General features: G+C 70.0%; 21 protein-coding genes. 6 read left to right on the top strand and 15 right to left on the bottom strand.

Translation table 11 applies throughout. The annotated features are described in order from the left end of the window. Window positions 1-39: 39 nt before the first annotated feature. From BJ965_RS05075 to BJ965_RS05035, 9 genes are all read right to left on the bottom strand, one after another. The gene (locus tag BJ965_RS05075) at window positions 40-456 is read right to left on the bottom strand and encodes a hypothetical protein (RefSeq protein WP_184907558.1); all 417 of its coding nucleotides are present in this window, start codon (window positions 454-456) and stop codon (window positions 40-42) included. A gap of 91 nt (window positions 457-547) precedes the next feature. Then, window positions 548-820 carry a hypothetical protein gene (locus BJ965_RS05070; RefSeq protein WP_184907557.1) on the bottom strand — a complete coding sequence of 91 codons (273 nt, stop codon included), beginning with the start codon at window positions 818-820 and terminating at the stop codon, window positions 548-550. Beyond that, entirely contained in the window at window positions 817-2,202 is a 1,386-nt protein-coding gene (gene dnaB / locus BJ965_RS05065; protein WP_184907556.1) for a replicative DNA helicase, read from the bottom strand. Before dnaB ends, BJ965_RS05070 begins: the two co-directional genes overlap by 4 nt. Next, window positions 2,148-2,891 (bottom strand): ATP-binding protein, encoded by a 744-nt coding sequence (locus tag BJ965_RS05060; RefSeq protein ID WP_246545840.1) that lies wholly within the window; start codon window positions 2,889-2,891, stop codon window positions 2,148-2,150. Before BJ965_RS05060 ends, dnaB begins: the two co-directional genes overlap by 55 nt. Further along, window positions 2,891-3,784, bottom strand: a complete 894-nt coding sequence (locus BJ965_RS05055; RefSeq protein ID WP_184907555.1) for a helix-turn-helix domain-containing protein — start codon at window positions 3,782-3,784, stop codon at window positions 2,891-2,893. Before BJ965_RS05055 ends, BJ965_RS05060 begins: the two co-directional genes overlap by 1 nt. Next, the gene (locus BJ965_RS05050) at window positions 3,781-3,999 is read right to left on the bottom strand and encodes a hypothetical protein (protein WP_184907554.1); all 219 of its coding nucleotides are present in this window, start codon (window positions 3,997-3,999) and stop codon (window positions 3,781-3,783) included. The genes BJ965_RS05055 and BJ965_RS05050 overlap by 4 nt, the downstream gene beginning before the upstream one ends. Next, window positions 3,996-4,625 carry a hypothetical protein gene (locus BJ965_RS05045; protein ID WP_184907553.1) on the bottom strand — a complete coding sequence of 210 codons (630 nt, stop codon included), beginning with the start codon at window positions 4,623-4,625 and terminating at the stop codon, window positions 3,996-3,998. Before BJ965_RS05045 ends, BJ965_RS05050 begins: the two co-directional genes overlap by 4 nt. Window positions 4,626-4,764: 139 nt before the next feature. Continuing rightward, window positions 4,765-4,980 (bottom strand): helix-turn-helix transcriptional regulator, encoded by a 216-nt coding sequence (locus BJ965_RS05040; RefSeq protein ID WP_184907552.1) that lies wholly within the window; start codon window positions 4,978-4,980, stop codon window positions 4,765-4,767. Further along, window positions 4,980-5,201: a helix-turn-helix transcriptional regulator gene (locus tag BJ965_RS05035; RefSeq protein WP_313666718.1), complete on the bottom strand. Its 222-nt coding sequence runs from the start codon at window positions 5,199-5,201 to the stop codon at window positions 4,980-4,982. The genes BJ965_RS05040 and BJ965_RS05035 overlap by 1 nt, the downstream gene beginning before the upstream one ends. Before the next feature lie 179 nt (window positions 5,202-5,380). Here BJ965_RS05035 and BJ965_RS05030 point away from each other — a divergent pair, with 179 nt between their 5' ends. The 3 genes from BJ965_RS05030 (at window position 5,381) to ligD (ending at window position 8,408) form a co-directional block, all read left to right on the top strand. After that, a complete protein-coding gene (locus BJ965_RS05030) occupies window positions 5,381-5,965 on the top strand; it encodes a helix-turn-helix domain-containing protein (protein WP_184907551.1) in 585 nt (194 codons plus the stop codon). A gap of 49 nt (window positions 5,966-6,014) precedes the next feature. Continuing rightward, on the top strand, window positions 6,015-7,223 hold the full coding sequence (locus BJ965_RS05025; RefSeq protein ID WP_184907550.1) for a site-specific integrase: 1,209 nt from the start codon (window positions 6,015-6,017) through the stop codon (window positions 7,221-7,223). A gap of 153 nt (window positions 7,224-7,376) precedes the next feature. Continuing rightward, window positions 7,377-8,408 (top strand): non-homologous end-joining DNA ligase, encoded by a 1,032-nt coding sequence (gene ligD, locus BJ965_RS05020; RefSeq protein ID WP_184907549.1) that lies wholly within the window; start codon window positions 7,377-7,379, stop codon window positions 8,406-8,408. Here the strand turns inward: ligD and BJ965_RS05015 are convergent. Together BJ965_RS05015 and BJ965_RS05010 are read right to left on the bottom strand one after the other, a co-directional pair. Then, complete coding sequence (locus BJ965_RS05015; protein WP_184916779.1) at window positions 8,395-10,539, bottom strand: OmpL47-type beta-barrel domain-containing protein; 2,145 nt, start codon at window positions 10,537-10,539, stop codon at window positions 8,395-8,397. The two genes, ligD and BJ965_RS05015, sit on opposite strands and share 14 nt — an antisense overlap. A 44-nt stretch (window positions 10,540-10,583) precedes the next feature. After that, the gene (locus BJ965_RS05010; RefSeq protein WP_184907548.1) at window positions 10,584-13,064 is read right to left on the bottom strand and encodes a ThuA domain-containing protein; all 2,481 of its coding nucleotides are present in this window, start codon (window positions 13,062-13,064) and stop codon (window positions 10,584-10,586) included. A gap of 189 nt (window positions 13,065-13,253) precedes the next feature. Between BJ965_RS05010 and BJ965_RS05005 the strand changes: the two genes are divergently transcribed. After that, window positions 13,254-14,261 (top strand): multicopper oxidase domain-containing protein, encoded by a 1,008-nt coding sequence (locus BJ965_RS05005; RefSeq protein WP_184907547.1) that lies wholly within the window; start codon window positions 13,254-13,256, stop codon window positions 14,259-14,261. 107 nt (window positions 14,262-14,368) lie between these two features. Continuing rightward, window positions 14,369-15,406, top strand: coding sequence for a LacI family DNA-binding transcriptional regulator (locus BJ965_RS05000; protein WP_184907546.1), 1,038 nt, complete (start codon window positions 14,369-14,371; stop codon window positions 15,404-15,406). Between the two features lie 39 nt (window positions 15,407-15,445). Here BJ965_RS05000 and BJ965_RS04995 read toward each other — a convergent pair whose 3' ends face one another. Further along, window positions 15,446-16,231, bottom strand: a complete 786-nt coding sequence (locus BJ965_RS04995) for a VOC family protein (protein ID WP_184907545.1) — start codon at window positions 16,229-16,231, stop codon at window positions 15,446-15,448. Between the two features lie 226 nt (window positions 16,232-16,457). Here BJ965_RS04995 and BJ965_RS04990 point away from each other — a divergent pair, with 226 nt between their 5' ends. Next, window positions 16,458-16,703: a WhiB family transcriptional regulator gene (locus BJ965_RS04990; RefSeq protein WP_030841026.1), complete on the top strand. Its 246-nt coding sequence runs from the start codon at window positions 16,458-16,460 to the stop codon at window positions 16,701-16,703. 142 nt (window positions 16,704-16,845) lie between these two features. On the opposite strand, the gene BJ965_RS04985 is transcribed toward BJ965_RS04990, so the two are convergent. The 3 genes from BJ965_RS04985 to BJ965_RS04975 all read right to left on the bottom strand — a co-directional run bounded on the left by BJ965_RS04985 (window position 16,846) and on the right by BJ965_RS04975 (window position 21,366). Then, window positions 16,846-17,823 carry an acyl-ACP desaturase gene (locus BJ965_RS04985; RefSeq protein WP_184907544.1) on the bottom strand — a complete coding sequence of 326 codons (978 nt, stop codon included), beginning with the start codon at window positions 17,821-17,823 and terminating at the stop codon, window positions 16,846-16,848. Window positions 17,824-18,015: 192 nt separating this feature from the next. Then, window positions 18,016-18,792: a dimethylargininase gene (ddaH, locus tag BJ965_RS04980; protein ID WP_184907543.1), complete on the bottom strand. Its 777-nt coding sequence runs from the start codon at window positions 18,790-18,792 to the stop codon at window positions 18,016-18,018. Window positions 18,793-18,984: 192 nt separating this feature from the next. Next, window positions 18,985-21,366 carry an Orn/Lys/Arg family decarboxylase gene (locus BJ965_RS04975; protein WP_184907542.1) on the bottom strand — a complete coding sequence of 794 codons (2,382 nt, stop codon included), beginning with the start codon at window positions 21,364-21,366 and terminating at the stop codon, window positions 18,985-18,987. Window positions 21,367-21,443: the final 77 nt, after the last annotated feature.

Below are 21,443 nucleotides of genomic sequence, written 5' to 3'. Positions count from 1 at the left end.
GTCGAGTAGCGGACGCGCCGGCTACTGGTGTCCCGACTGTTAGTTGGTCGCGGCGAGGACCAGGCGACTCTGGCCCCCGTGGATACCGCGCAGGACGTCATCCCAGTCGGTGTGAGTGAGCCACTCCTTCTCCATGAGGTGGGCGGTCCAGTCGAGGAGTTCGCGCCAGGTGCTGATGCGGTCGGCCTGGATGCTGTAGGCGCTGGCGTCCTGGCTGGGGTCGCAGGCGTGGTGATGGGCCTGCCACTGGACGGCCTCGGGGTAGCTGAAGAGATCAGTGGCGCTGCACATCCGACCGCCGGCGAGGGGCTCGCCCTCCGGAATGGTGTGGGCGCGGTTCCACTCAGCCACGGCCTTGACCACGGCGTTGATCTGGCTGTTGTCGACCCAGAGGTATCCGGTAGCGCCGTCGATCGGCTTTCTGCAGGTGTCGCAGATGAGGTGGAGGTCTGCCATGCGGTCTCCTGAGTGAGGTACGGATGGTCTTCAATATGACGGTATGGCCCGCGCGGATCACTCGCCCGCGAGTCGGGCACGAAGGCACTGCTCATCTGTGCGGTCGGTCGTTCGCAATGGCCGCACCAGGCGAGAAGCGGCCGGGCCAGAGCTGGGCCAGGTGCTCGGCGACCTCCGGGGTGAGCCCAGGCGAGCGTGTGCCGTCGGGCCACGCCCCCGGCCGCGCACGGGGAGTCGACAGCACCCTCGGCGCGGTGCGCGGCTTGGGAGCCTTGATCGTCAGGCCGCTCGACATGAGGACCAGCGCGGCGAGGTCGCCCTGCTCTCGCGCCGCCGCGATGTCCTGCTCGCTGATGCCGTTCACGACAGCGCCATGTCGACGAAGCGGGAGTAGTGCAGCTGCGCAGCGACGGTGATGGTCGCCGTCGGGCCGTTGCGGTGCTTGCCCACGATCAGGTCGGCCTCGCCGGCGCGCGGCCCTTCCTTCTCGTAGGCGTCCTCGCGGTGCAGCAGGATCACCATGTCGGCGTCCTGCTCCAGCGACCCGGACTCTCGGAGGTCAGCGACCTGGGGCTTCTTGTCGCTGCGCTGCTCCGGCCCGCGGTTCAACTGGCAGAGCACGATGACGGGCACTTCCAGCTCCTTCGCCATGAGCTTGATCGACCGGCTCATGTCGGAGACCTCCTGCTGCCGGTTCTCCTGCCGCCGCGACATGCCGGAGGTGAGGAGCTGGAGGTAGTCGATGACGACCAGGTCGAGGCCGGCGCGGTGCTTCAACTGGCGGCAGCGGGCCTTGATCTGCATCACCGTCTGGTTCGGGGTGGCGTCGATCGTGAGCGGTGCCTTCGCGATCCGCGCCGAGTTGTCCGCGAGCCGAAGCCAGTCGGTGTCGGTCATGGTGCCGCTGCGGATGTGGTGCAGCCCGATGCGGGCCTCCGCCGAGGCGATGCGGTGCTGTACCTCTCGGCGGGACATCTCCAGGCTGAAGAACACCGACGGGCGGCCGTGCCGGATCGAGCACGAGCGGACCACGTCGACTCCGAGCGTCGACTTCCCGAGCGCCGGCCGCCCCGCGACGATGACCATCTGCCCGGGGTGCAGTCCGTTCGTCAGCGCGTCGAGGTCGGCGAACCCGGTCGGTACGCCCATGGCGCGCCCGTCCCGCTGGAGCGCTTCCAGTTCACTGACCATCTCGCCGAGGTCTTCGCCGATCAGCGCCGAGTCGGGATCCTCGCGAACCTGCGCGGCCGCGTTCAGCTCCGCCTGGGCGGCGTCCAGGGAGGCGGCGGCATCGGCCCCTCCGTAGCCGAGCCGCACGATCTTCGTGCCCGCCAGGATCATGCGGCGGCGCAGCGCACAGTCGTGCACGATCTCCGCGTGATGCTGGGCGTGTGCGGCCGTCGGGACCTGGTTGACCAGGTTGTGTACGGCGGCCGCACCACCGGCCTTGGCGAGGACGCCCTGCTCCCGCAGGTGGTTGGACACGGTGATCGGGTCGACCGGCCGGCCGCCGGTGTAGAGGGCGAGGATCGCGCCGTACACCAGCTCGTGGTGAGGCTCGTGGAAGTCGCTCGCGCCGTCGAGGATCTCCACGACATCGGTGATCGCGTCCGTGGACAGGAGCATCGCGCCGAGCACGGCCTGCTCCGCAGCCGAGTCGTGCGGCAGGGGCCGCTCGTAGGTCTCCTCGTTCACGAACGGGCCCCCTTCCGGCGGTCGTCGCCCTTGAGGGTGATCCGGTCGCACATCTCCGTCAGCCGGGACGCGACCCGGCCGCCCAGCGCGTCACGCAGTTCCGTCGGTGGCAGGTTGCTCGTGAAGATGCTCGGGAGGCACTCCTCGTACCGGTGGTTGATCAGCCGGTAGGTGATCTCCTCCACCCACTCGGTCCACTTAGACGCGCCCAGGTCGTCGAGGACGAGGAGGTGCGCGTTGGCGATCCGCTCGAACGTGCTCTCGGAGTCCTCGCCGTCACGGGGGCGCAGGCTGGCGTACAGGTCCGCGGCGGTGTGCATCTGCCACCGCACTTGGGTGCCGGTCTCGGCGACCGCGCCGAGCAACGACCAGGCGTAGTGGGTCTTGCCGGTGCCTGTCGGGCCGACCAGCAGCAGCGATTTCACAGCGTGCTGGTTGGCGGCGAACTGCTCGGCCCACGCGGTGGCCTGCTCGTCGGGGCACACCCCATTGAAGCGGCGAGGCACCCTCGCCTCGAAGTAGTCCATGGCCTGCCGACGGTGCTCTGTGACCTGCTCGGCGAAGTGGTCGCGGAGGAACTGGACGTCGTCGGGGGTCAGGTCAGACAGACAGAGGTGGCCCGTGAAGTGCCGCTCAAGCCGGTCGTATCCGTCGTAGGCGCCAGGGGTGGGGAGGGCGTAGCGGCCAGGCGGAATACCGAGGCCGGCGAAGTCGACGGTGAGCTTCGAGCGCTGGTTCATCAGATGAGGTCCTCGTCGTAGACGGATTGGTCGTCGGGGTTCTGATAGGGCTTGTTCTGCTGCTGCCGGAGGGCCTGGCGACGCAGCTGGTCGTACTTCTCGCGGAGCTTCATGGGCGTGAGGATGACCGCCTGCCAGAAGCCGTCTGCGTGGGCCCAGTTGATGGCGGCGATGGCCTGCTCGGGCGTGATGCCGTCCTTGTCGAGCATGAGTCGGGCGGCGTTTCGCCACTGAGCGGTGACGGTGGGGCGTTTGCTGCCGGTCTTCTCCAGAACGTCGGCGAGATGGGCGCAGATCGCTTCGACGTCGCCGAGGTGGGGCTTGTCTCCGGGGATGGGCCCGGCCTGGGTTGCGGTCTTCTGCGGCTTGCGCTTCGGCTTGCTACCGGAGTCGCCGGTACTGGAGTCGCGCGCCGTAGATGTCTTTGGGGACTCCTGGGACTCATAGGGACTCTTGGGGTGCTCTGTGCGCCTAGCCCTAGGCGCACTCTGCGCCTTGCCCTGGGTGCTCTCTGCAACTAGGGGCTGGGCGCTCTCTGCACCTAGGTGCTCTGTGCGCCTAGCTCCGGGCGGGAGCGTCAAGGAGTAGTGCGTCCGTGCGTGCTCCACCCGAGCCCTCTTCTGCTCAGGACGGTCACGGCCGATCCACCCATCCGTTTCAAGGCGGTCGAGGTGACGCTGAACCGTGGCGCGGTTCAGCCCCGTCGCCTCGGCGAGGGTGCTGAGCGAAGGCTGGAAGCGGTCCGCGATGACGCCGCTGTCCATGTCCGCCCACGTGGCGATGGTCAGCGCGAGGTGCCGCGACGGCGGCGGCAGATCACTCCGCCTGATCGCGCGCTCGAATTCGAGGCGGCCGGGCTTCGACCGCGCTCCGCTGCCATCGTGCTGGGTCACTCGACGTCGTCCTTGCGATCGTTGTCGAAGCGGGCGTGGAACTCCCACGTCTGCCAGCCGTGTGCGGCGAGGCGTCGGAGTTCGGCGCGGGCTTCAGCCAAGGTCAGTCCGTAGCGGGCCGCGATCATGCGGGCCCACCGGTCAGGCGAGGGCCGTCCCGGGCTCCGCCCGGCCACGAGCCGGGCGGAGCCGACGAGGGCCGGGCCGCTGGTCACGCGCTCAGGGCCCGGAGCCGGGCGCTGATGTCGGCGACGAGCAGGCCGGCCGTCTCGTCGCTCGCCGACGGCACCGTCCGCTTCAGCACGCCCGGCAGGATCTCCGGCAGCGCGGCGAGGACCCGCTCCAGCGCAAGCGCCGGGTTCTTCGCCGCCGCCGTACTGGCGTGGATGTCGCGCGCCATCTCGGCGAACGCCTGCTTGCCGACGGCGGTGATCTGCCCGTTGGCCACGGTCGCCTGCTCGCCTCGGCACGCCGGGCAGATGCGGATCGGCGAGCCGTCGATGTGAAGCCACTTGTCCGCGTACAGAGCGGCGGTGTCGTCCACCTCGCTGCGGCATCCGTGGCAGCAACCGAGCTTGCGGATGTCGTCGAGGGCGTCGGCCGCGCTGTCGTATGGGCCGACGAACACGCGGTGCCCGTCGACGTGCGGGACGGTCAGGTCGACGCTTCCGTCTTCGGTGATCTCCGGGGTGATGCCGCGCAGCTGGCACTCGCGGGCCAGGGCGCCGAGGATCTCCACGGCGTCGCCGGTGGGGTGCTGGCGCGGCTCGTCGGCGAGGAACGGCAGGGCGCGGCTCGTCGGCGTGGTGTCCTGGGCAGCGATGGTCGTAAGGTGGTTCATGACGTCCTCTCCAGTCGGATGAATGGCGGGCCCCGGGATCAGTCGCCTGGCAGCGACCCGGGGCTTTGCTGTGGGTGGGCGTTCTGGCTCCTGCGCGTCGTCGGAGTTCGCACCTCCGGCGCTTGCGCAGGAGCCGCTCTCACGCGGCTTCGAGTACGGCCACGAGAGACGCGGTGATGACGACGTGGCGGCTGCCGAACGAGAGGGTTCGTACGGGCGCCTCGCCGCGCTTGATCAGCTCGTAAAGCTGCGACCGGCTACAGCCGAGAGCGCGCGCGGCCTGCGGCACGTTCACGGTGGCCGGCCACTTCTTCACATCAGCGAGCGTCGGCGCCTCGGCCTTCTTCGTGGGCATCAGACGACCGCCCGAGCGTTCAGGTAGCGCTCGACGTCGCTGCGGCGGTACCGGACGCGTCCAGCCCTTCCGGGACCGAGCTTCGTGAAGGGGATGCCGACCCGCTGGGACCGGTGGTTCGCCAACGTCTGCACGCTGAGCTTGGTGAGCGCCGACGTCTCTCGCGGGGTCAGCCACTCATCCTGCTGGTCCGTGCAGACAGCGGTTCTGGTCGTGGACACAGCCGCTCCTTGTCTTGATTTTCCATGCAAGACTTGCGATATCCCGGTAACCTCCGGGATAGTGGCGACAGTAGCGGACCGGACGCCCCCGTCGCAACTATCCAGACAACATCTGGAAAATCTCGACGAATGCGGGGCCTGTGAGACAGGTGGATCGAATGAGCGCTACGGCGCGCACAGTGGCCGACAACGTCAGGCGGTTGCGCACCGCGCGAGGCATGAGCCTGCGCGCCTTGGCGGCCGAGCTGAAGGAGATCGGTCACCCGCTGAGCTCTGACGCCCTCAACAAGATCGAGAACGGGCGGACGCCGGCGCCGGGGACTGAGGAGCCCAAGCAGGTTCGCCGCGTTGACGTCGATGAACTCATGGCGCTCGCGCAGGCTCTCCGCGTCTCCCCGATGTCCCTGCTACTGCCCTGGACGGAGACCCCGAACACCCCCGCGGAAGTCACCGCCGCTGGCACGGTCGAGGCCCGGGCGGCTTGGGAGTGGGCGAACGGACAGAAGCCGTTGACCGTCTGGAATGAAGAGGACCGTTACGGGGAGTTGCTGCGCTTCCGGGTCGACTCGACGCCAGCATGGGCGCGGACTGTGCTCGACGACCGCTACAACGAGATGCTCACGGCGTCCGTGACGAAACTGGCGAAGTTCGGTGGGCAGGGTCGCATGGACATCAGCCGCGACGGCATCTCCGTGTACGACACCGAGGGGCGCCTTGTCGAGCGCACCGAATGGACTGCCAAGCAGGTCAAGGCAGAGGAGTGAGGCGACCGGCGCGCTGAGGTCGGGGCACCACTGACTGAGAGGAGGGGGTGTGGCCGAGATCAAGAAGGTCACTCTCAAGAACGGCAAGACCCGGTACCGGTTCGTCATCGACCTCGGCCGGGACGAGAACGGCAGACGTAAGCAGCTCACGGTCACCAAGGACACCAAGGCAGAAGCACTCAAGGAACGCGCCCGAATCCTGCACCAGCGGGAAGCCGGCACGCTGATCGTCCCCGACAAGATCACCGTGGGGGAGTGGGCTGACGAGTGGTTCGCCAAGAAGAAGGAGGACCTGGAGCCCACCACGGTCCCCAACTACGAGACACAGCTCAGCTACATCAAGGATCGCCTGGGCAGCATCCGGCTCCAGGAGCTCACCGAGGACCACTGCGAGGCGTTCGTCCAGTGGCTGTTGACCAACGGCCGCAGGCGCCCCGTCACGGTGCTCACTGGGGACCCGGAGCGGCCGGTGGAGACGGTCACCGGTCTGCGCCCCAGCAGCGTGGACACGGTCCTCGCCAGGCTGAAGGAGATTCTGGGGCGGGCGTTCGTCAGGCAGATGGTCCGGGCGAACGTCGCCGAGTACGTGCACGTCCCCCGACAGGCCCGTAAGCAGGACAGGCGCCGCAACCCCGTCAGCAAGCCGTGGGCCGTCACCGAGGTCCAGCAGTTCGTCACCGGCATCCGTGACGACCGCCTCTGCGCCCCGCTCATGGAATCGCTGATCGGCATGCGACCGGCCGAGGTGGCCGGCCAGCGCTGGGAGCAGGACGTCGACCTCACGCGCGGCACCGTGTCGGTGCTCAACACCAGGACCATGGTCCGCAACCACTACACCGTGGAGAAGGACACCAAGACCACCAGCGGGGAGCGGACACTTCCGCTGCCGAGGCTGGTGTGGGATGCCCTGAGCCGCTTCAAGACGCTCCAAGCCCGTGAACGCCTCGCGGCGGGCGAGGGGTACACCCAGTCCGGCTACGTGCTCGTCGACGAGCTCGGCGTGCCCCTGAACACGCGCCGCCTACGAGAGCGCGCCTGCGAGCTGATGGAGGAGCTGCACCTGCGCCGGGTGCGCCTCTACGACGCTCGGCACGCCGTTCTCAAGTACCTCGCCGTCAACGGGGTGTCCGACGTCGTGTTGGCCGCCTGGGCGGGGCACACGAACGCCGCCTTCACCAAGGCGAAGTACGTCGCTCCGGACGCCGAGGATCTCCGTGAGGCTGCGGCGGCACTCGACGGTCTCCACGGGTTGGGGTGAGAAATTGTGAGAGAAAAGCATCTGCGCGGAGGGCGGCATGCCGTCTGAACTGTGGCTATTCGGTTCTCCGCAGATCCATGGACCGATTCTGCTCTGATACGCCCCGAGGTGCCCGATATGCGAGGTGTGCGGGCTACGCCTACCGTGGCGGGCATGGGTGACGCGGTGGAACTGGAGGTGGCCGGCCGGACCGTACGGCTGTCCAGCCCGGACAAGATGTTCTTCCCGGAGCGCGGCTTCACCAAGCTGGACCTCGCCCGTTACTACATCGCCGTCGGCCCCGGCATCCTGCGCGCCCTGCGCGACCGGCCGACCACCCTGGAGCGCTACCCGGAAGGCGTGAACGGCGAGAACTTCTTCCAGAAGCGGGCGCCGAAGAACATGCCCGACTGGATCCCGACCGCACACATCACCTTCCCCAGCGGCCGCAGTGCCGACGAGATGTGCCCCACCGAGGCCGGGGCGGTGGTGTGGGCCGCCCAGTTCGGCACCCTCACCTTCCACCCCTGGCCGGTACGCCGCGACGACGTCGACCACCCCGACGAACTCCGCATCGACCTCGATCCGCAGCCCGGCACCGACTACGACGACGCCGCCCGCGCCGCCCACGAACTGCGCGCGGTGCTCGACGAGTTCGGCGGACTGCGAGGCTTCCCCAAGACGTCCGGCGGCCGGGGACTGCACGTCTTCGTGCCCATCGAACCGCGCTGGACCTTCACCCAGGTCCGCCGCGCCGCCATCGCCGTCGGCCGGGAGATGGAACGGCGGATGCCCGAGCGCGTGACCATCAAGTGGTGGAAGGAGGAGCGGGGCGAGCGCATCTTCCTGGACTACAACCAGACCGCACGCGACCGCACGATCGCCTCCGCCTACTCCGTACGCCCCCGCCCGCACGCCCCCGTCTCCGCACCCCTGCGCTGGGACGAGGTCGGCGTCGCGCACCCCCAGGACTTCGACCTCGCGACCATGCCCGCGCGCTTCGCCGAACTCGGCGACGTGCACGCGGACATGGACGACACGCGTTACTCCCTGGAGGCCCTGCTCGACCTCGCCCGCCGCGACGAACACGACCACGGACTGGGCGACCTGCCGTACCCGCCCGAGTATCCGAAGATGCCGGGGGAGCCCAGACGGGTACAGCCGAGCAGGGCCCGCAAGGAGAAGGAGCCTCCTACAGCTCCCTGATCCGGATGTCGCGGTACGAGACCACATCCGTCGTGCCGTGCACCTGGAGCCCGATGTAGCCGGAGGAGAACCGCCGACCGTCCGTGCCGGGGTCGTCCGAGCGGGGCGGGCTGAACTCCTGGCCGCCGGTGTTGTCGAACTCGTTGATCAGCACGCCGTTGCGGAACACCGAGTAGTGCTGGCCTTCCACACGGACCTCGTAGTCGTTCCAGGTGCCCTTCTGCGTCACGCCCGCGCCGGCCAGGCCCACCCGGTCGAAGCCGTAGACCGATCCCGTCTTGTAGATGTCGCCGTCGGGCCGGTCGAGCACCTGCACCTCGTGCCCGTACTTGATGGCGACCCACTCGGGGCGGGACTCCTCCGGATGGTCGTGGACCCACGGGAAGCGCACGAACACACCGGAGTTGGCGTTGCCCGTGCCCGGGGCGTCGTCCCGCCACTGGAGCTTCAGCGAGAAGTCGCCGTACTTGCGCTGCGGGAACCACAGCATGCCCATCCCGGGCGTCGTGGTGCTGGACGTGATCGTCCCGTCCTGGTTCAGCCCGAACGAACCGCCGCCCACCTGCTGCCACTTGGCGAGGGACTCCGCGGTGCCGTCGAACAGCGCCCGGTAGCCCTCGGTCTGCCCCGGCTTGCCGATCCCGGACTGCCGGGCCGCCTTCCGGATCGCCCTGGACTCCCGCTGGTCGATCACGCCTTCCTTCAGCAGCGCGGCGAGGACGGAGTCCACGTGCTTGAGGAACAGCGCCTGGGACGTCCACTCCTTCTCGTCCTCGATCAGCTCGCCGATCCGGCAGCGGTTGTCCGTGACACGGTTGCGCACGCCCGAGTCGACCGTGCCGACGATCACCGTCAACCGCTCGTCATACTCGGGGCAGTCGGGCGCCGGGACCTGCCCGGAGACCACCGTGAAGGCCACCGTGCGGGCCGCGGCGGTGTTGCCCGCCTTGTCCGTCGCCCGGTACGCCACCGTATGAGCGCCCGCCCGGTCGACCACCACCGGCGCCGAGTACGCCAGGTAGGGGCCGCCGTCCAGCGAGTACTCGATCCGCTCGACGCCCGAGCCGTGCTCGTCGGTCGCCGTGACCGTCACCCGGGCGCTGTTGACGTACGCCCCGGCGGAGTTCTTCGTGCCCTCCACGGTCACGCCCGTCACCGGCGCGGTGGTGTCCGCGGGCGGCGCCGCGACGACCGTGAACCGCACGTTCTTCTCGGCCGCCACGTTGCCCGCCTTGTCGGTGGCGCGGTAGCGGACCGTGTGCGCACCCACCTGGTGCACCATCACGGGCGCTGTGTACGGCTGCCAGGCACCGGAGCCGATCGCGTACTCGATGGTGTTGACCCCGGTCCCCGTGTCGGAGGCCGAGACGGTGACCGTCGCCATGTCGATGTACGCCCCGTCGGCGTCGCGCTCACCGCTCACCGTCGCCGAGGTCTCCGGCGCGGTGGTGTCGTCCGACTGGGGAGCGACGACCGTGAACGCGGCGCTCTTGTCGGTTGAGACGTTCCCCGCCTTGTCGAACGCGCGATAGCGGACCGTGTGGCTGCCGACCTGGTCGACGACGACCGGCGTGGTGTACGGCTGCCAGGCACCCGCCTCACCGATCGCGTACTCGATCCTCTCCACACCGGAGCCGCCCTCGTCGGTGGCGTGCAGTGCCACGCTCGCCGAACCGACGTACTCGCCCTGCGCGTTCTGCGTGCCGCTCACCTGCGCCGACGCCTCGGGCGCCGTGGTGTCCTCGCCGGTGCCCTCGGTCACCGTCAGGATGCCCTGCATCTGGCCGTGGCCGGGGATGGTGCAGTGGTAGAAGTACCGGCCGGGCGTGAGCGTGACCTGGGCGGTGTGCTTGCCGCCCTGGGCGTCGTTGGGGTTGGCCAGGATGTTGAGCTGCACGTCGCTGTTGAACTCGGGGTCGCTGGTCACGAACGTCAGTGTGTGCGGCATGCCCGTGGTGTTGCCGGTGGCCGCGCTGTTCTCGAAGACGATCGTGGCCGTCCCGGCGACGGCCGTCTTCGGCGCCGAGAGGTACTTGTCGATGTCGTTGCCGGCCGTCCAGGTGAGCACCTGGTCGGCGGCCTCCTTCCCGGGCTGCCCGGCGGCGGGCAGCGCCTGCACGCCGAGCATCATTAGCAGGGCGGCCAGCAGGGCGGCCCAGACTCTTCGGTGCCGGATCACTCGGTCCCCCTCGCCAACTGGCCGACGGCCGGGGTGGGCCCGCCGCCCTTGTAGGTGACCCGCCACAGGGCCGACTTGGAGTCCGAGGTGAAGAAGCCGCGCCCGTAGTCGAGGACGTACAGCGCGCCGTCCGGACCGAACTTCCAGTCCATGAGGTTCTTGATGCCGTCGTTGCCGATCGGCACGATCTTCTTCAGCGACTCCGCGTGCACCGGCAGACCGCCGTCTCCTTGCGTCTTCGGGTCCATGAGCACCGCGTTGCGCGGCTGGTCGGCGTCGTAGAAGTCACCGACGAACCACTTGCCGTCCCAGTACGCCGGCCACTTCACGGCGCTGTCGGCCGCGACCGTGCCGTAGCGGTAGACCGGCCCGTTCATCGCGGCCTGCCCGCCGCCCTTCAGCCAGGGCAGCCGGTAGGTGGCCTCCGCCGGCTTGTACGACGGGACGCCGTTCGCGTCGCGCGGGTAGTCCGGGCCGCCGCCCGAGGGCGAGTACCAGATGTTGTTGCCGGTCACCGGCGGCAGATTGACCAGGCCGTCGTTGTTCGGCGACTCGTTCTTCGGGTGGTCGCAGTCGTACCAGCCCAGCGGCTTGGACGGATCCGGCAGATTCCGGTCCCGGTAGGGCTGCTTGTTGCCCATGCAGTACGGCCAGCCGCGGTTGCCCGCCTCGGTGATCGCGGCGAACGTGTCGTACTTGGCCGGGCCCCAGGTCGTCGACGGCGCACTCGCGTCGGGGCCGACCCAGCCCGCGTAGAGCACGTCGGTCGACTTGTCGACGGAGATGCGCGCGGGGTTGCGGACGCCCATCACATAGATCTCGCCGCGCGTCTTGCCGCCGCCCTCGTCGGGCTCCTTCCCGGTGAAGAGATTGCCCGCGGGGAGCGTGTACGTCCCGTCCGGCTCCGGGTGGATGCGCAGGATCTTGCCGTTGAGGTTGTTGGTGTTGCCCGCGGTGCGGCGCGCGTCCGCGAAGGAGACGCCCTTGTAGTTCGGCTCCGGGTTGTTGCCCGAGTAACCGGAGCTGAAGCCACTGGAGTTGTTGTCACCGGTGGCGATGTACAGGTTGCCCTTGGAGTCCCAGGCCATCCCGCCGCCCGCGTGGCAGCAACTGTGGATCTGCACCGGCCATTTCAGCAGGACCTTCTCACTGGCGAGGTCCAGCTTGTTCGTGGCCCGATCGAGCGTGAACCGGGAGACCCTCCGCTCCGCCATCCGCGTCTCGCGGTCGATCCGCTCGTGCGGTGTGTAGTGCAGATACACCCAGCCGTTCTGCGCGAACCGCGGGTCCAGCTCGATGCCGAGCAGCCCCTCCTCGACCTTGACCAGCTCGTCGCCGCCGCCCTTGTTGCCGAAGACGGTGAGCGCCCCGGCCAGGGTGACCTGCTTGGTCTTCGGGTCGTAGACGTGGATCTCGCCCTTGCCCTTGCCGATGTCGGGGTTGTTCCAGTCCGTGATCACGGGCTGCGAGGAGTCCGCGCCGCCCCGGCCGATGTAGAACACCCGGCCGTCGGGCGCGGTGACCATCCCGTGCGGCTCGCCGATCTGGTCGTTCTGCCCGGGCTGGTTAGGCTTGGTCAGCCGCTCCGCCGCGTAGTTGGCGTTGATGGTCGCCTTGCAGTCGGCCTGCTCCAGCCGGGTCGTCCACATCAGCGCGCCGCGCAGATGATCGCGGAAGTCGGTCTCGTCGTACGACGACACCGTGCCGCCCATGCCCGTGTAGAAGGACCGTCCGCCGTCGTAGTCACGGCACCAGCTGACCGGATGGTCCCAGCCGTTGGAGCCCGAGCCCGGCTGGTACGTCGACTCGCGGACCCGGGCCACCGTGTGCACGTCGCCCGACGGGTTCTTCACCCAGTTCAGCCACTGGTCCGGGCGCTTCCACTGCACCGGCAGGTCCTTGGTGGCGGGGTGCCCGCGGTCGCCGACCTCGACGGTCGCGCGCTGGACGGCCGTCGGGCTGGAGGCGGCCGGACGGGCACCCACCAGGCCGGTGAACCAGTCCGAGTACGGCTCCGCGCGCGCCGCGTCATGAATGCCGACGAACCCGCCGCCGGCCTCCATGTACGCCTCCAGGCCCGCCTCCTGCTCCGCGTCGAGGACGTCGCCCCCGCCGGTCAGGAACACGATCGCGTTGAAGCGGCCGAGCCTCGTCTCGTCGGTGAACACCGAGGCGTCGCCGGTGGCCTGCACCTTGAAGCGGCGGTTCGCCGGGCCGGTCAGGCCGATGTCCTCGATGGCCTCGATCCCGGCGTTCACCACCGGCGACTCCTCCCCGGCCGCCGCGGAACCGTGGAAGATCAGCACCCGTACGTTCGCGCCGCCCGGCGGCGACTTGATCGACATCGTTGTCAGCGGGGGTTCGGGGAAAGGGCGCGCGTTCGCGGCCGGGCCCGACAGCAGCCCGGCGGTCACGACCCCGGCGGCAACGGACGCCGCCCAGACGCGTCTTGACTTGCTCAACCCTCGTAAGTGCATGGGCACCTCCTCGGTCACAGCAACACCGCCAAGGAAGCTAAACCGCTTTGCGCGTCTCGCCAATACCTATGACCGAGATGGCACCAACTTTGTCTTGAGTGTGGATAAACGGGAGTGCGGCCGGTACCGTCGCACAGGTTCATCACAGGTACGCCTCCGTAAATGCCTTACCAGGGTGGGGAGTTCCGCATGGACAGACGCAGCTTCAACCGGCGGGTCCTGCTGGGCGGCGCGGCCGTCGCGACATCGTTGTCCGTGGCGCCGGAGGCCGTGAGCGCCGCCGGACCGGTGAAGACGGCGCCGGCCGGGGGTGAGGTGAAGCGCATCAAGCTCTACGCCGAGAAGCTCCCCGACGGACAGATGGGCTACGGCCTGGAGAAGGGCAAGGCGAGCATCCCCGGCCCGCTGATCGAACTCAACGAAGGCGACACGCTGCACGTCGAGTTCGAGAACACGATGGACGTGGAGGTCAGCCTGCACGTCCACGGTCTGGACTACGAGATCACCAGCGACGGCACGAAACTGAACCGCAGTCATGTCGAGCCGGGCGGCACCCGCACCTACACCTGGCGCACCCACGCCCCCGGCCGCCGCAAGGACGGCACCTGGCGCTCGGGCAGCGCGGGCTACTGGCACTACCACGACCACGTCGTCGGCACGGAACACGGCACTGTGGGGCTGCAGAAGGGCCTCTTCGGCCCGGTGATCGTCCGCCGCAAGGGCGACGTCCTGCCCGACCGGACCCACACGGTCGTCTTCAACGACATGCGCATCAACAACAAGCCGCCGCACTCCGGGCCGGACTTCGAGGCCACGGTGGGGGATCGCGTGGAGTTCGTCGTGATCACGCACGGCGAGTTCTACCACACGTTCCACATGCACGGTCACCGCTGGGCGGACAACCGCACCGGCATGCTGACCGGCCCCGACGACCCCAGTCAGGTCATCGACAACAAGATCACGGGTCCGGCCGACTCCTTCGGCTTCCAGGTGATCGCGGGGGAGGGGGTCGGCGCCGGCGCCTGGATGTACCACTGCCACGTCCAGAGCCACTCCGACATGGGGATGGTCGGACTGTTCCTGGTGAAGAAGCCGGACGGCACCATTCCGGGGTACGACCCGCACGAGCACGGCGAGCCGGCGGGCGGCGGGCACGAGCACGGGGAGGAGCCGGCGGGCGGCGGCCACGAGCACTGACGGGCGGCTGCTCTCCCCGTCCGTGCCGGTCGGCACGCGAGAGCGCTCTCACCACGCCGTGTGTCCGGGGCTATCCTGATCCGCAGCCGCAGGTGAGGAGCCCTGAAGTGACCGACACAGCGCCGCGTCCCACCCTGGAGGCCGTGGCCGCCCGGGCCGGTGTCTCGCGGGCCACCGTGTCCCGTGTGGTCAACGGCGGAGACGGGGTGCGGGACATCCTCGTGGAGCGGGTCCGCAGGGCCGTCGACGAGCTCGGGTACGTGCCCAACCAGGCCGCCCGTTCCCTGGTGACACGGCGGCACGACGCGATCGCGGTCGTCGTCGCCGAGCCGGAGACCCGGGTCTTCGCCGACCCGTTCTTCGCGCTCCAGCTGCGCGGCATCAGCAAGGAGCTCACCGCTCACGACAACCAGCTCGTGCTGCTGCTCACGGAGGGCCGGGACGACCACGCCCGCGTCGGCCGCTACCTCGCCGGCGGACATGTCGACGGGGCCCTCGTCTTCTCCCTGCACCTCGACGATCCGCTGCCGGAGCTCATCCAGCGGGCCGGCATCCCCACCGTCTTCGGCGGGCGGCCCGGCTGGAGCGGTGACCGGCGCGAGGTGGTCTACGTCGACAGCGACAACCGCGGCGGTGCCCGCGACGCCGTCCGCCACCTGGCCGGTCTCGGCCGCACCCGGATCGCGCACATCACCGGCGCCCTCGACCAGACGTCCGCCGCCGACCGCCTCGACGGCTACCGGGACGTCATGGTGGACGCCGACCCGCGGCTGATCGCCGAAGCCGACTTCACTCCCGCCGGGGGTGAGCGGGCGATGCGCGAGCTCCTGGAGCGCTGCCCGGACGTGGACGCGGTGTTCGCCGCCAACGACCTCATGGCCTCCGGGGCGTTGCGCGTCCTGCGCGGGGCCGGCCGCCGGGTCCCCGACGACGTGGCCGTGATCGGCTTCGACGACATGCGGCCCGTCGCGGAGCAGACCGACCCGCCCCTCACCACGGTCCGTCAGGACATAGAGGAGATGGGCCGCCTGATGGCCCGCCTGCTGCTGCGCGGCCTGGACCGGGACGCCCCGCGGGAGGGCGTCGGGGCGACCCCGTCGAGCGTGGTGCTGCCGACGACGCTGGTGCGGCGGGGGTCGGCCTAGAGTTGCTCCGGCGGGAGGCGTGACAGGTCTCCGCCCGCCTCAGCCCTGCCGCGGCTCGCTGTGGATCACCGCGAAGCGGGCGCCGTACGGGTCGGCGAGTTTGGCGAGGCGGCCGACGGACGGGAGGTCCGTCGCGGGGAGGCGGACCGTGCCGCCCAGCTCCTCGGCCCTGGCCACGAGGGCGTCCGGGTCGGCGACCTCGAAGTACGGCAGCCAGTACGCTTCCTCCTCGCCCGGGTCGTCGGCCAGCGGGACGACACCGCCGAACATGGCGTCCTCGCTCTCACCGGCGGGGTTGAACGTGGTGTACGTGCCGCCGGCGAAGTCCGCGCCGAAGGTCTCCAGACCGAGCACGGAGTGGTAGAAGGCCGCCGTGGCCGGGACGTCCGCCGTGTACAGCTCGACCCAGCACAGCGAGCCGTGCTCCCGGACGACCTCCAGGCCCTTGTTGCGGCCCGGCTGCCACAGGCCGAAGGGCACCCCGGCCTGGTCGGCGAGGATCGCCATCCGGCCCAGGTCCTGGACGTCCATCGGCTGCACCGCCACCGAGCCGTGCGCCTGCTCGGCCGCCCGGGCCGTGGCGTCCGCGTCCGGCGTCTGGAAGTACACCGTCCAGGACGGCGGGCCCTGCTCCGGCGTGGTCTGCATGCCCCCGGCTGCCGTCCTGTCCCCGAGCCGGAACAGGCCGTACCCTCCGACCTTCGGGCCGCCGGGCTGGAACCGCCAGCCGAACAGCCCGCCGTAGAAGGCGGCGGCGCCGTCGATGTCGGGGGTGCCGAGATCGATCCAGTTCGGCGCGCCGGTGACGTAACGGGTGGTGAGCATCGTCGCCCTCCTCGCACAGGGGCCCGTCGTCTGTACTGCCGAGTCTTTCACCGCGCGGTGCCGACCGCCGCCGGAGCGCCGCCGAGGCGTGGTTTCGGATGTCTCCGCGCGCCGCCGTGCGCCGACCCCGTCGGGCGGGCCACCATCGAAGCGGCCGGGGGCCCGTGAACGCGGCGTTGATCCCGCGTTGATCGAACGTTTTTCGCCGCCCGCAACGCTTTCGGACATGCACATCGACACGATCACCTCGCCCGAACTCGAATGGCAGCAAGAGGCGTTGTGCGCGCAGACGGGGGCGGACTTCTTCTTCCCCGAGCCGGGCAGTTCGGTGCGGGAGGCGAAGCGGATCTGCGGTATGTGCCCGATCCGCGCGGCCTGCCTGGAGTACGCGCTGGACCACGACGAGCGCTTCGGCGTCTGGGGCGGTCTTTCGGAGAAGGAGCGGCTGGAGCTTCGGCGCGTGTCGCGGTAGCCGTCGCGGGAGTGGGGCCTGGCGCGGGAGTGGGGCCCGCGTCGGGAGCGGGGGACGGCCCCGCTCTGTCCGCGGCCGGACCCCGCAGGGCCCCGGCCGCTCGTCGCGGCCGGGGCCCTGCGTCCGTGTGTGCCGGTCGGCGTCAGGCGCCGGCCCGGGCCGCCATACGGGCCTTGCGGGCGGCCAGCTTCTCGTCGAACTTCGACGCCTCGGAGTCCAGACCGCCCAGGAACAGGCCGAGCTCCTCCTGCGCCTTGCGACCCTCGGGGCCCAGGCCGTCGATCTCCATGATCTTCAGGAAGCGAAGCACGGGCTGGAGCACGTCGTCGTGGTGGATGCGCATGTTGTAGATCTCGCCGATCGCCATCTGCGCGGCGGCCCGCTCGAAGCCGGGCATGCCGTGGCCGGGCATCCGGAAGTTCACGATGACGTCGCGCACCGCCATCATCGTCAGGTCGGGCGCCAGCTCGAAGGCCGCCTTCAGCAGGTTCCGGTAGAAGACCATGTGCAGGTTCTCGTCGGTGGCGATGCGCGCCAGCATGCGGTCGCAGACCGGGTCCCCGGACTGGTGGCCGGTGTTGCGGTGCGAGACGCGGGTCGCGAGCTCCTGGAAGGCCACGTAGGCGACCGAGTGCAGCATCGAGTGCCGGTTGTCCGACTCGAAGCCCTCGCTCATGTGGGACATCCGGAACTCCTCCAGCTTGTCCGGGTCCACCGCGCGCGACGTGAGCAGGTAGTCGCGCATCACGATGCCGTGCCGGCCCTCCTCCGCGGTCCAGCGGTGCACCCAGGTGCCCCAGGCGCCGTCGCGGCCGAACAGCGAGGCGATCTCGTGGTGGTAGCTGGGCAGGTTGTCCTCGGTGAGAAGGTTGACGACGAGCGCGATCCGGCCGATCTCGGTGACCTTGGACTGCCCCTTCTCCCAGGCCTCGCCGTCCTCGAAGAGACCGGGGAAGTTGCGCCCGTCGCTCCAGGGCACGTACTCGTGCGGCATCCAGTCCTTGGCGACCTGCAGATGCCGGTTGAGTTCCTTCTCGACCACTTCCTCCAGGGCGTACAGCAGCTGGGCGTCGGTCCAGGCGCCGGCGGGGCTGCCGAGGTGCGGAGTGGTGATCGTCATGGACTCTCCAGGGGGACAAGCGTATGAGCGGTGAGCGGTGAACCTACGGCATCGTAGGCTACGTTTCCGTAGGTTACGAGGCCGTAGGTTAAGAGTGCTGTAAAGGCCGCTGATCAGCGGGGCCACCCGACGGCGCGTCGGGCCTCCCGGACCCGCAGGTCGGGAAGCCGGACGGGGAACGTGTGCCTCCGGTCAGACGTACAGCTCCCGCAGCCGCACCGAGAGGCACGTCACACATCCCTCGAGCTTCTCGAACTCGCTGATGTCCACGACGACCGGTTCGTACCCGAGATCGGCGAACAGCTCGGCGGTCTTCGGCGCGCTCGCCGCCATCAGCAGCTTGTCGCCGCCGAGCAGGACGACGTGCGACCCGGCCTCCTCGGGGACCGGCAGGAAGCGCGCGAACAGCGACGGCGTGTCCATCTTGGGGATGTGCCCGATGACCGTGCCGTCCGGCAGCGCCGTGACCGCCGACTTCAGGTGCAGCACCTTGCTCACCGGCGCGGAGACGACCCGTGCGCCGAGCGGCTCGAACGCGGCGCGCAGCTGCCGGACGCCGTCGGCGTTGGTACGGCCGCCCCGGCCCACGTAGACGGTGTCGCCGATCTTCAGGACGTCTCCGCCTTCCAGCGTGCCCGGGTCCCAGATCCAGTTCACCGAGCAGCCCAGACCGGCCACGGCCTCCTCGACCGCGGCGGTCTCGTCACGCCGGGAGTCCGCGCCCGGGCGCGCGATCAGGGCCACGTTCTTGTACATCACGACCGTGTCCTCGACGAACACCGAGTCCGGGCAGTCGTCCGCGGGGTCCACCTCGATGGTCTCCCAGCCGTGTGTGCGCAGGGCCTCCACATACGCCTCCCACTGCTCGACGGCGAGGCCGGCGTCGACCTTCTCCCGCTCGATGTGCGTCACCAGCCCTTCGGCGAGGCGCGGGCTGGGGCGGCGGACGAGGGCCTTCTTGCTGGGCACGAGCGTGACTCCGTATCGGATGGGACGTGTCGGGGCCGCACCGACAGAGCCTCCGGGATCGACCGGAACCCATCGGGCGTCGGCCGCCATCATGCAGGGCGAACGGGGGAGAGGACAGCCCTGGGGAGCGGCGGAGGGGGTGGAGGGGCTGCGCCACCGCCCGCCAGGTACCCCGTCCGCGTCCCTTCGAACTCAACCCACCGGCCCGGCCCCCTCCAGCCCCCGCCGCTGCGCCGGCGTCACCGCACCGGCGGCGGTCTCCTCCCGTTCGTCCGCACGCAGGCACTCGATCAGGTAGTCGCCCGTGTCCGGGTCACGGGTCACCCCGTGGGTCTCGCTGCCGAAGCCGGGGAAGTGGCGGTCGAAGGACTCCAGGGCGCCGAGGTAGCGCAGGAGGGGGCCGTCCGTCTCTCCGACGCTCTCGCCCGGCATGAGGACCGGGATGCCGGGCGGCGTCACCGTGACCATCGCCGCGGCGACCCGGCCCGGCGCGTCCGTCAGGCGGATCCGTTCCGTGCCGCCGCGGATCAGACGCTGGTAGCACAGCTGGGGCGGGGCGACGGGCTCGGGCAGTTGCTGGAAGGCGGTGTCCAGGAGTTCGACCAAGCGGGCCTCGCGCAGATGGCCGTGCATCTCCTGGCACAGGTCGCGCAGCGTCAGCCCGGCGTAGCGCCGCGGGTGCTCCGCGACCAGCGCGGGCAGCACGCGGTCGAGAGGGGCGTCGCCGTCGTAGAGGTCCTTGAAGTCCATGAGGGCGTCCAGCAGTGTGCCCCACTTGCCCTTCGTGATGCCCATGGAGAACAGCACCAGCGTGGTGTAGCTGTCGGTCTTCTCGACGACGATGCCGCGCGTCGTCAGATACGCGGTGAGCACCCGTGCGGGGATGCCCTGGTCGGACATCACTCCGGTCGCGCCGAGCCCCGGGCAGGTCAGGGTGACCTTGATCGGGTCGAGCATGCAGTAGCCGTCGGTCAGTCCGGGGAAGCCGTGCCAGTCCGCGTCGGGCGCCAGGTGCCAGCAGGACGGCTCGGTCCGCAGCAGGTCCGCCGGTGCCTCGTCGAAGGGCAGGCGTTGCCCGCTCGCGGGGTCCGTCACCTCGTCCGGCTGCCACACCCCGAAGAACCACGGCGGCCGGTCACCCGCGGCCTCGATCCGGCGCCCGATCCGCACCATCTCCTGGCGGAACCGGATCGCCTCGGTCACCGCCTCGTCGACCAGCCACTGCCCCTGCGGGCCGTCCATCATCGCCGTGGCCACGTCCAGCGAAGCGATCATCGGGTACAGCGGCGACGTGGTGCCGTGCATCATCAGGGCCTCGTTGAACCGGTCGTGTTCCACCGGCGCCCGCGGCGCGGGCCTGACGTGCACCATGGCGCCCTGCGACAGGGCCGCCAGCAGTTTGTGGGTGGACTGCGTCGCGAAGACCGTCGGCCGGTCGGGGCCGGGGAAGGCCTCCTCGTCCACCGACATGCCGTAACGCCCGGCGTAGAGCGGATGGAAGCGGGCGTACGCGAACCACGCCTCGTCGAAGTGCAGCCGGGGCGTGCCGGTGGCGAACGCCCGGGCCGCCGCCACCGCGTCGTAACACAGCCCGTCGTACGTCGAGTTGGTGAACACCGCGTACTGGGCGCGCGAGGAGACGGCGTCCGCGGTCAGCGGATTCGCGGCGATCCGTGCCGCCACCGAATCCGCCGCGATCTCGGCCGGCGGCAGGGGCCCGGCGAGGCCGTAGCCGTTGCGGGTGGGGACCAGGTACACCGGTCGCGCGCCCGAGACGACCAGGCCGTGCAGGACGGACTTGTGGCAGTTGCGGTCCACCAGGGCGATCTCGTCGCGGGTCACGCTGAAGTGGCCGACCAGACGGTTGCAGGTGGAATCGCCGTGCAGCACGAAGTATGTGTGGCCGGATCCGAAGACCCGCGCGGCGTTGCGCTCCGCCTCGCCGATCGGCCCGGTGTGCTCGAACAGCGAGCCGAGCTCCTCCACCGAGATCGACAGGTCGCTGCGCAGCAGCCGCTCCCCGAAGTACTCGTGGAACGCCCGGCCCACGGGCGACTTGAGGAAGGCGACACCGCCGGAGTGGGCGGGGGTGTGCCACGAGTACTCGTGTGCGTCGTCGAAGCGCCGCAGGGCCTTGAAGAACGGTGGGAGCAGCGCGTCCTGGTAGGCGCGCGCGGCGGTGGTGATCCGCCCGGCGATGAACGCCGGCGTGTCCTCCAGCGGCCACACATAGCCCACCACCGACTGCGACACCCACAGCGGCAGCTCGCGCAGCCCTTCGTCCGCCATGACCAGGAACACCGGCAGGTTCTGGAACCGGCGGCCGATCCGGCGCAGCACCGTCGCACCGCCCGGCCCGTCTCCGGCTCCGGGCGGGAGGTCCCAGGCGACCACCGCGGCGGCCAGCCCGGCCTCGGTCCTGAGCACCGCCTCGGCGTCGGCGACGCTCACCACCCATCGCACCTGTAAGCCGCGCGTCCGGATCCCCTCGGCGATGCGCGTCAACTGCCCGGCGGTGGCGCCCCCGTCGTCCGGATGCTCCGCCACCGCCACGAGAACCGTGCCGTCGGTCATGCCGTTCCCCTCCCCGGTGGCCCGCGCCACCCCCTTCCAGTGTTCGCGGGCCCCGCACGCATGATCGGTCGGCGGCG

This window comes from Streptomyces luteogriseus, assembly GCF_014205055.1.
In the GTDB taxonomy this organism is placed as follows: Bacteria; Actinomycetota; Actinomycetes; order Streptomycetales; family Streptomycetaceae; genus Streptomyces; species Streptomyces luteogriseus.
This window is presented reverse-complemented; position numbering and strand designations above follow the sequence as displayed.

Coding starts and splice junctions, on each gene's coding strand:
- BJ965_RS05075 (WP_184907558.1), bottom strand. CDS start 456: ATGGCAGACCTCCACCTCATCTGCGACACCTGCAGAAAGCCGATCGAC.
- BJ965_RS05060 (WP_246545840.1), bottom strand. CDS start 2,891: ATGAACCAGCGCTCGAAGCTCACCGTCGACTTCGCCGGCCTCGGTATT.
- BJ965_RS05045 (WP_184907553.1), bottom strand. CDS start 4,625: ATGAACCACCTTACGACCATCGCTGCCCAGGACACCACGCCGACGAGC.
- BJ965_RS05040 (WP_184907552.1), bottom strand. CDS start 4,980: ATGCCCACGAAGAAGGCCGAGGCGCCGACGCTCGCTGATGTGAAGAAG.
- ligD (WP_184907549.1), top strand. CDS start 7,377: ATGGGTGACGCGGTGGAACTGGAGGTGGCCGGCCGGACCGTACGGCTG.
- BJ965_RS05015 (WP_184916779.1), bottom strand. CDS start 10,539: ATGATGCTCGGCGTGCAGGCGCTGCCCGCCGCCGGGCAGCCCGGGAAG.
- BJ965_RS05010 (WP_184907548.1), bottom strand. CDS start 13,064: ATGCACTTACGAGGGTTGAGCAAGTCAAGACGCGTCTGGGCGGCGTCC.
- BJ965_RS05005 (WP_184907547.1), top strand. CDS start 13,254: ATGGACAGACGCAGCTTCAACCGGCGGGTCCTGCTGGGCGGCGCGGCC.
- BJ965_RS04995 (WP_184907545.1), bottom strand. CDS start 16,231: ATGCTCACCACCCGTTACGTCACCGGCGCGCCGAACTGGATCGATCTC.
- BJ965_RS04990 (WP_030841026.1), top strand. CDS start 16,458: ATGCACATCGACACGATCACCTCGCCCGAACTCGAATGGCAGCAAGAG.
- BJ965_RS04985 (WP_184907544.1), bottom strand. CDS start 17,823: ATGACGATCACCACTCCGCACCTCGGCAGCCCCGCCGGCGCCTGGACC.
- BJ965_RS04975 (WP_184907542.1), bottom strand. CDS start 21,366: ATGACCGACGGCACGGTTCTCGTGGCGGTGGCGGAGCATCCGGACGAC.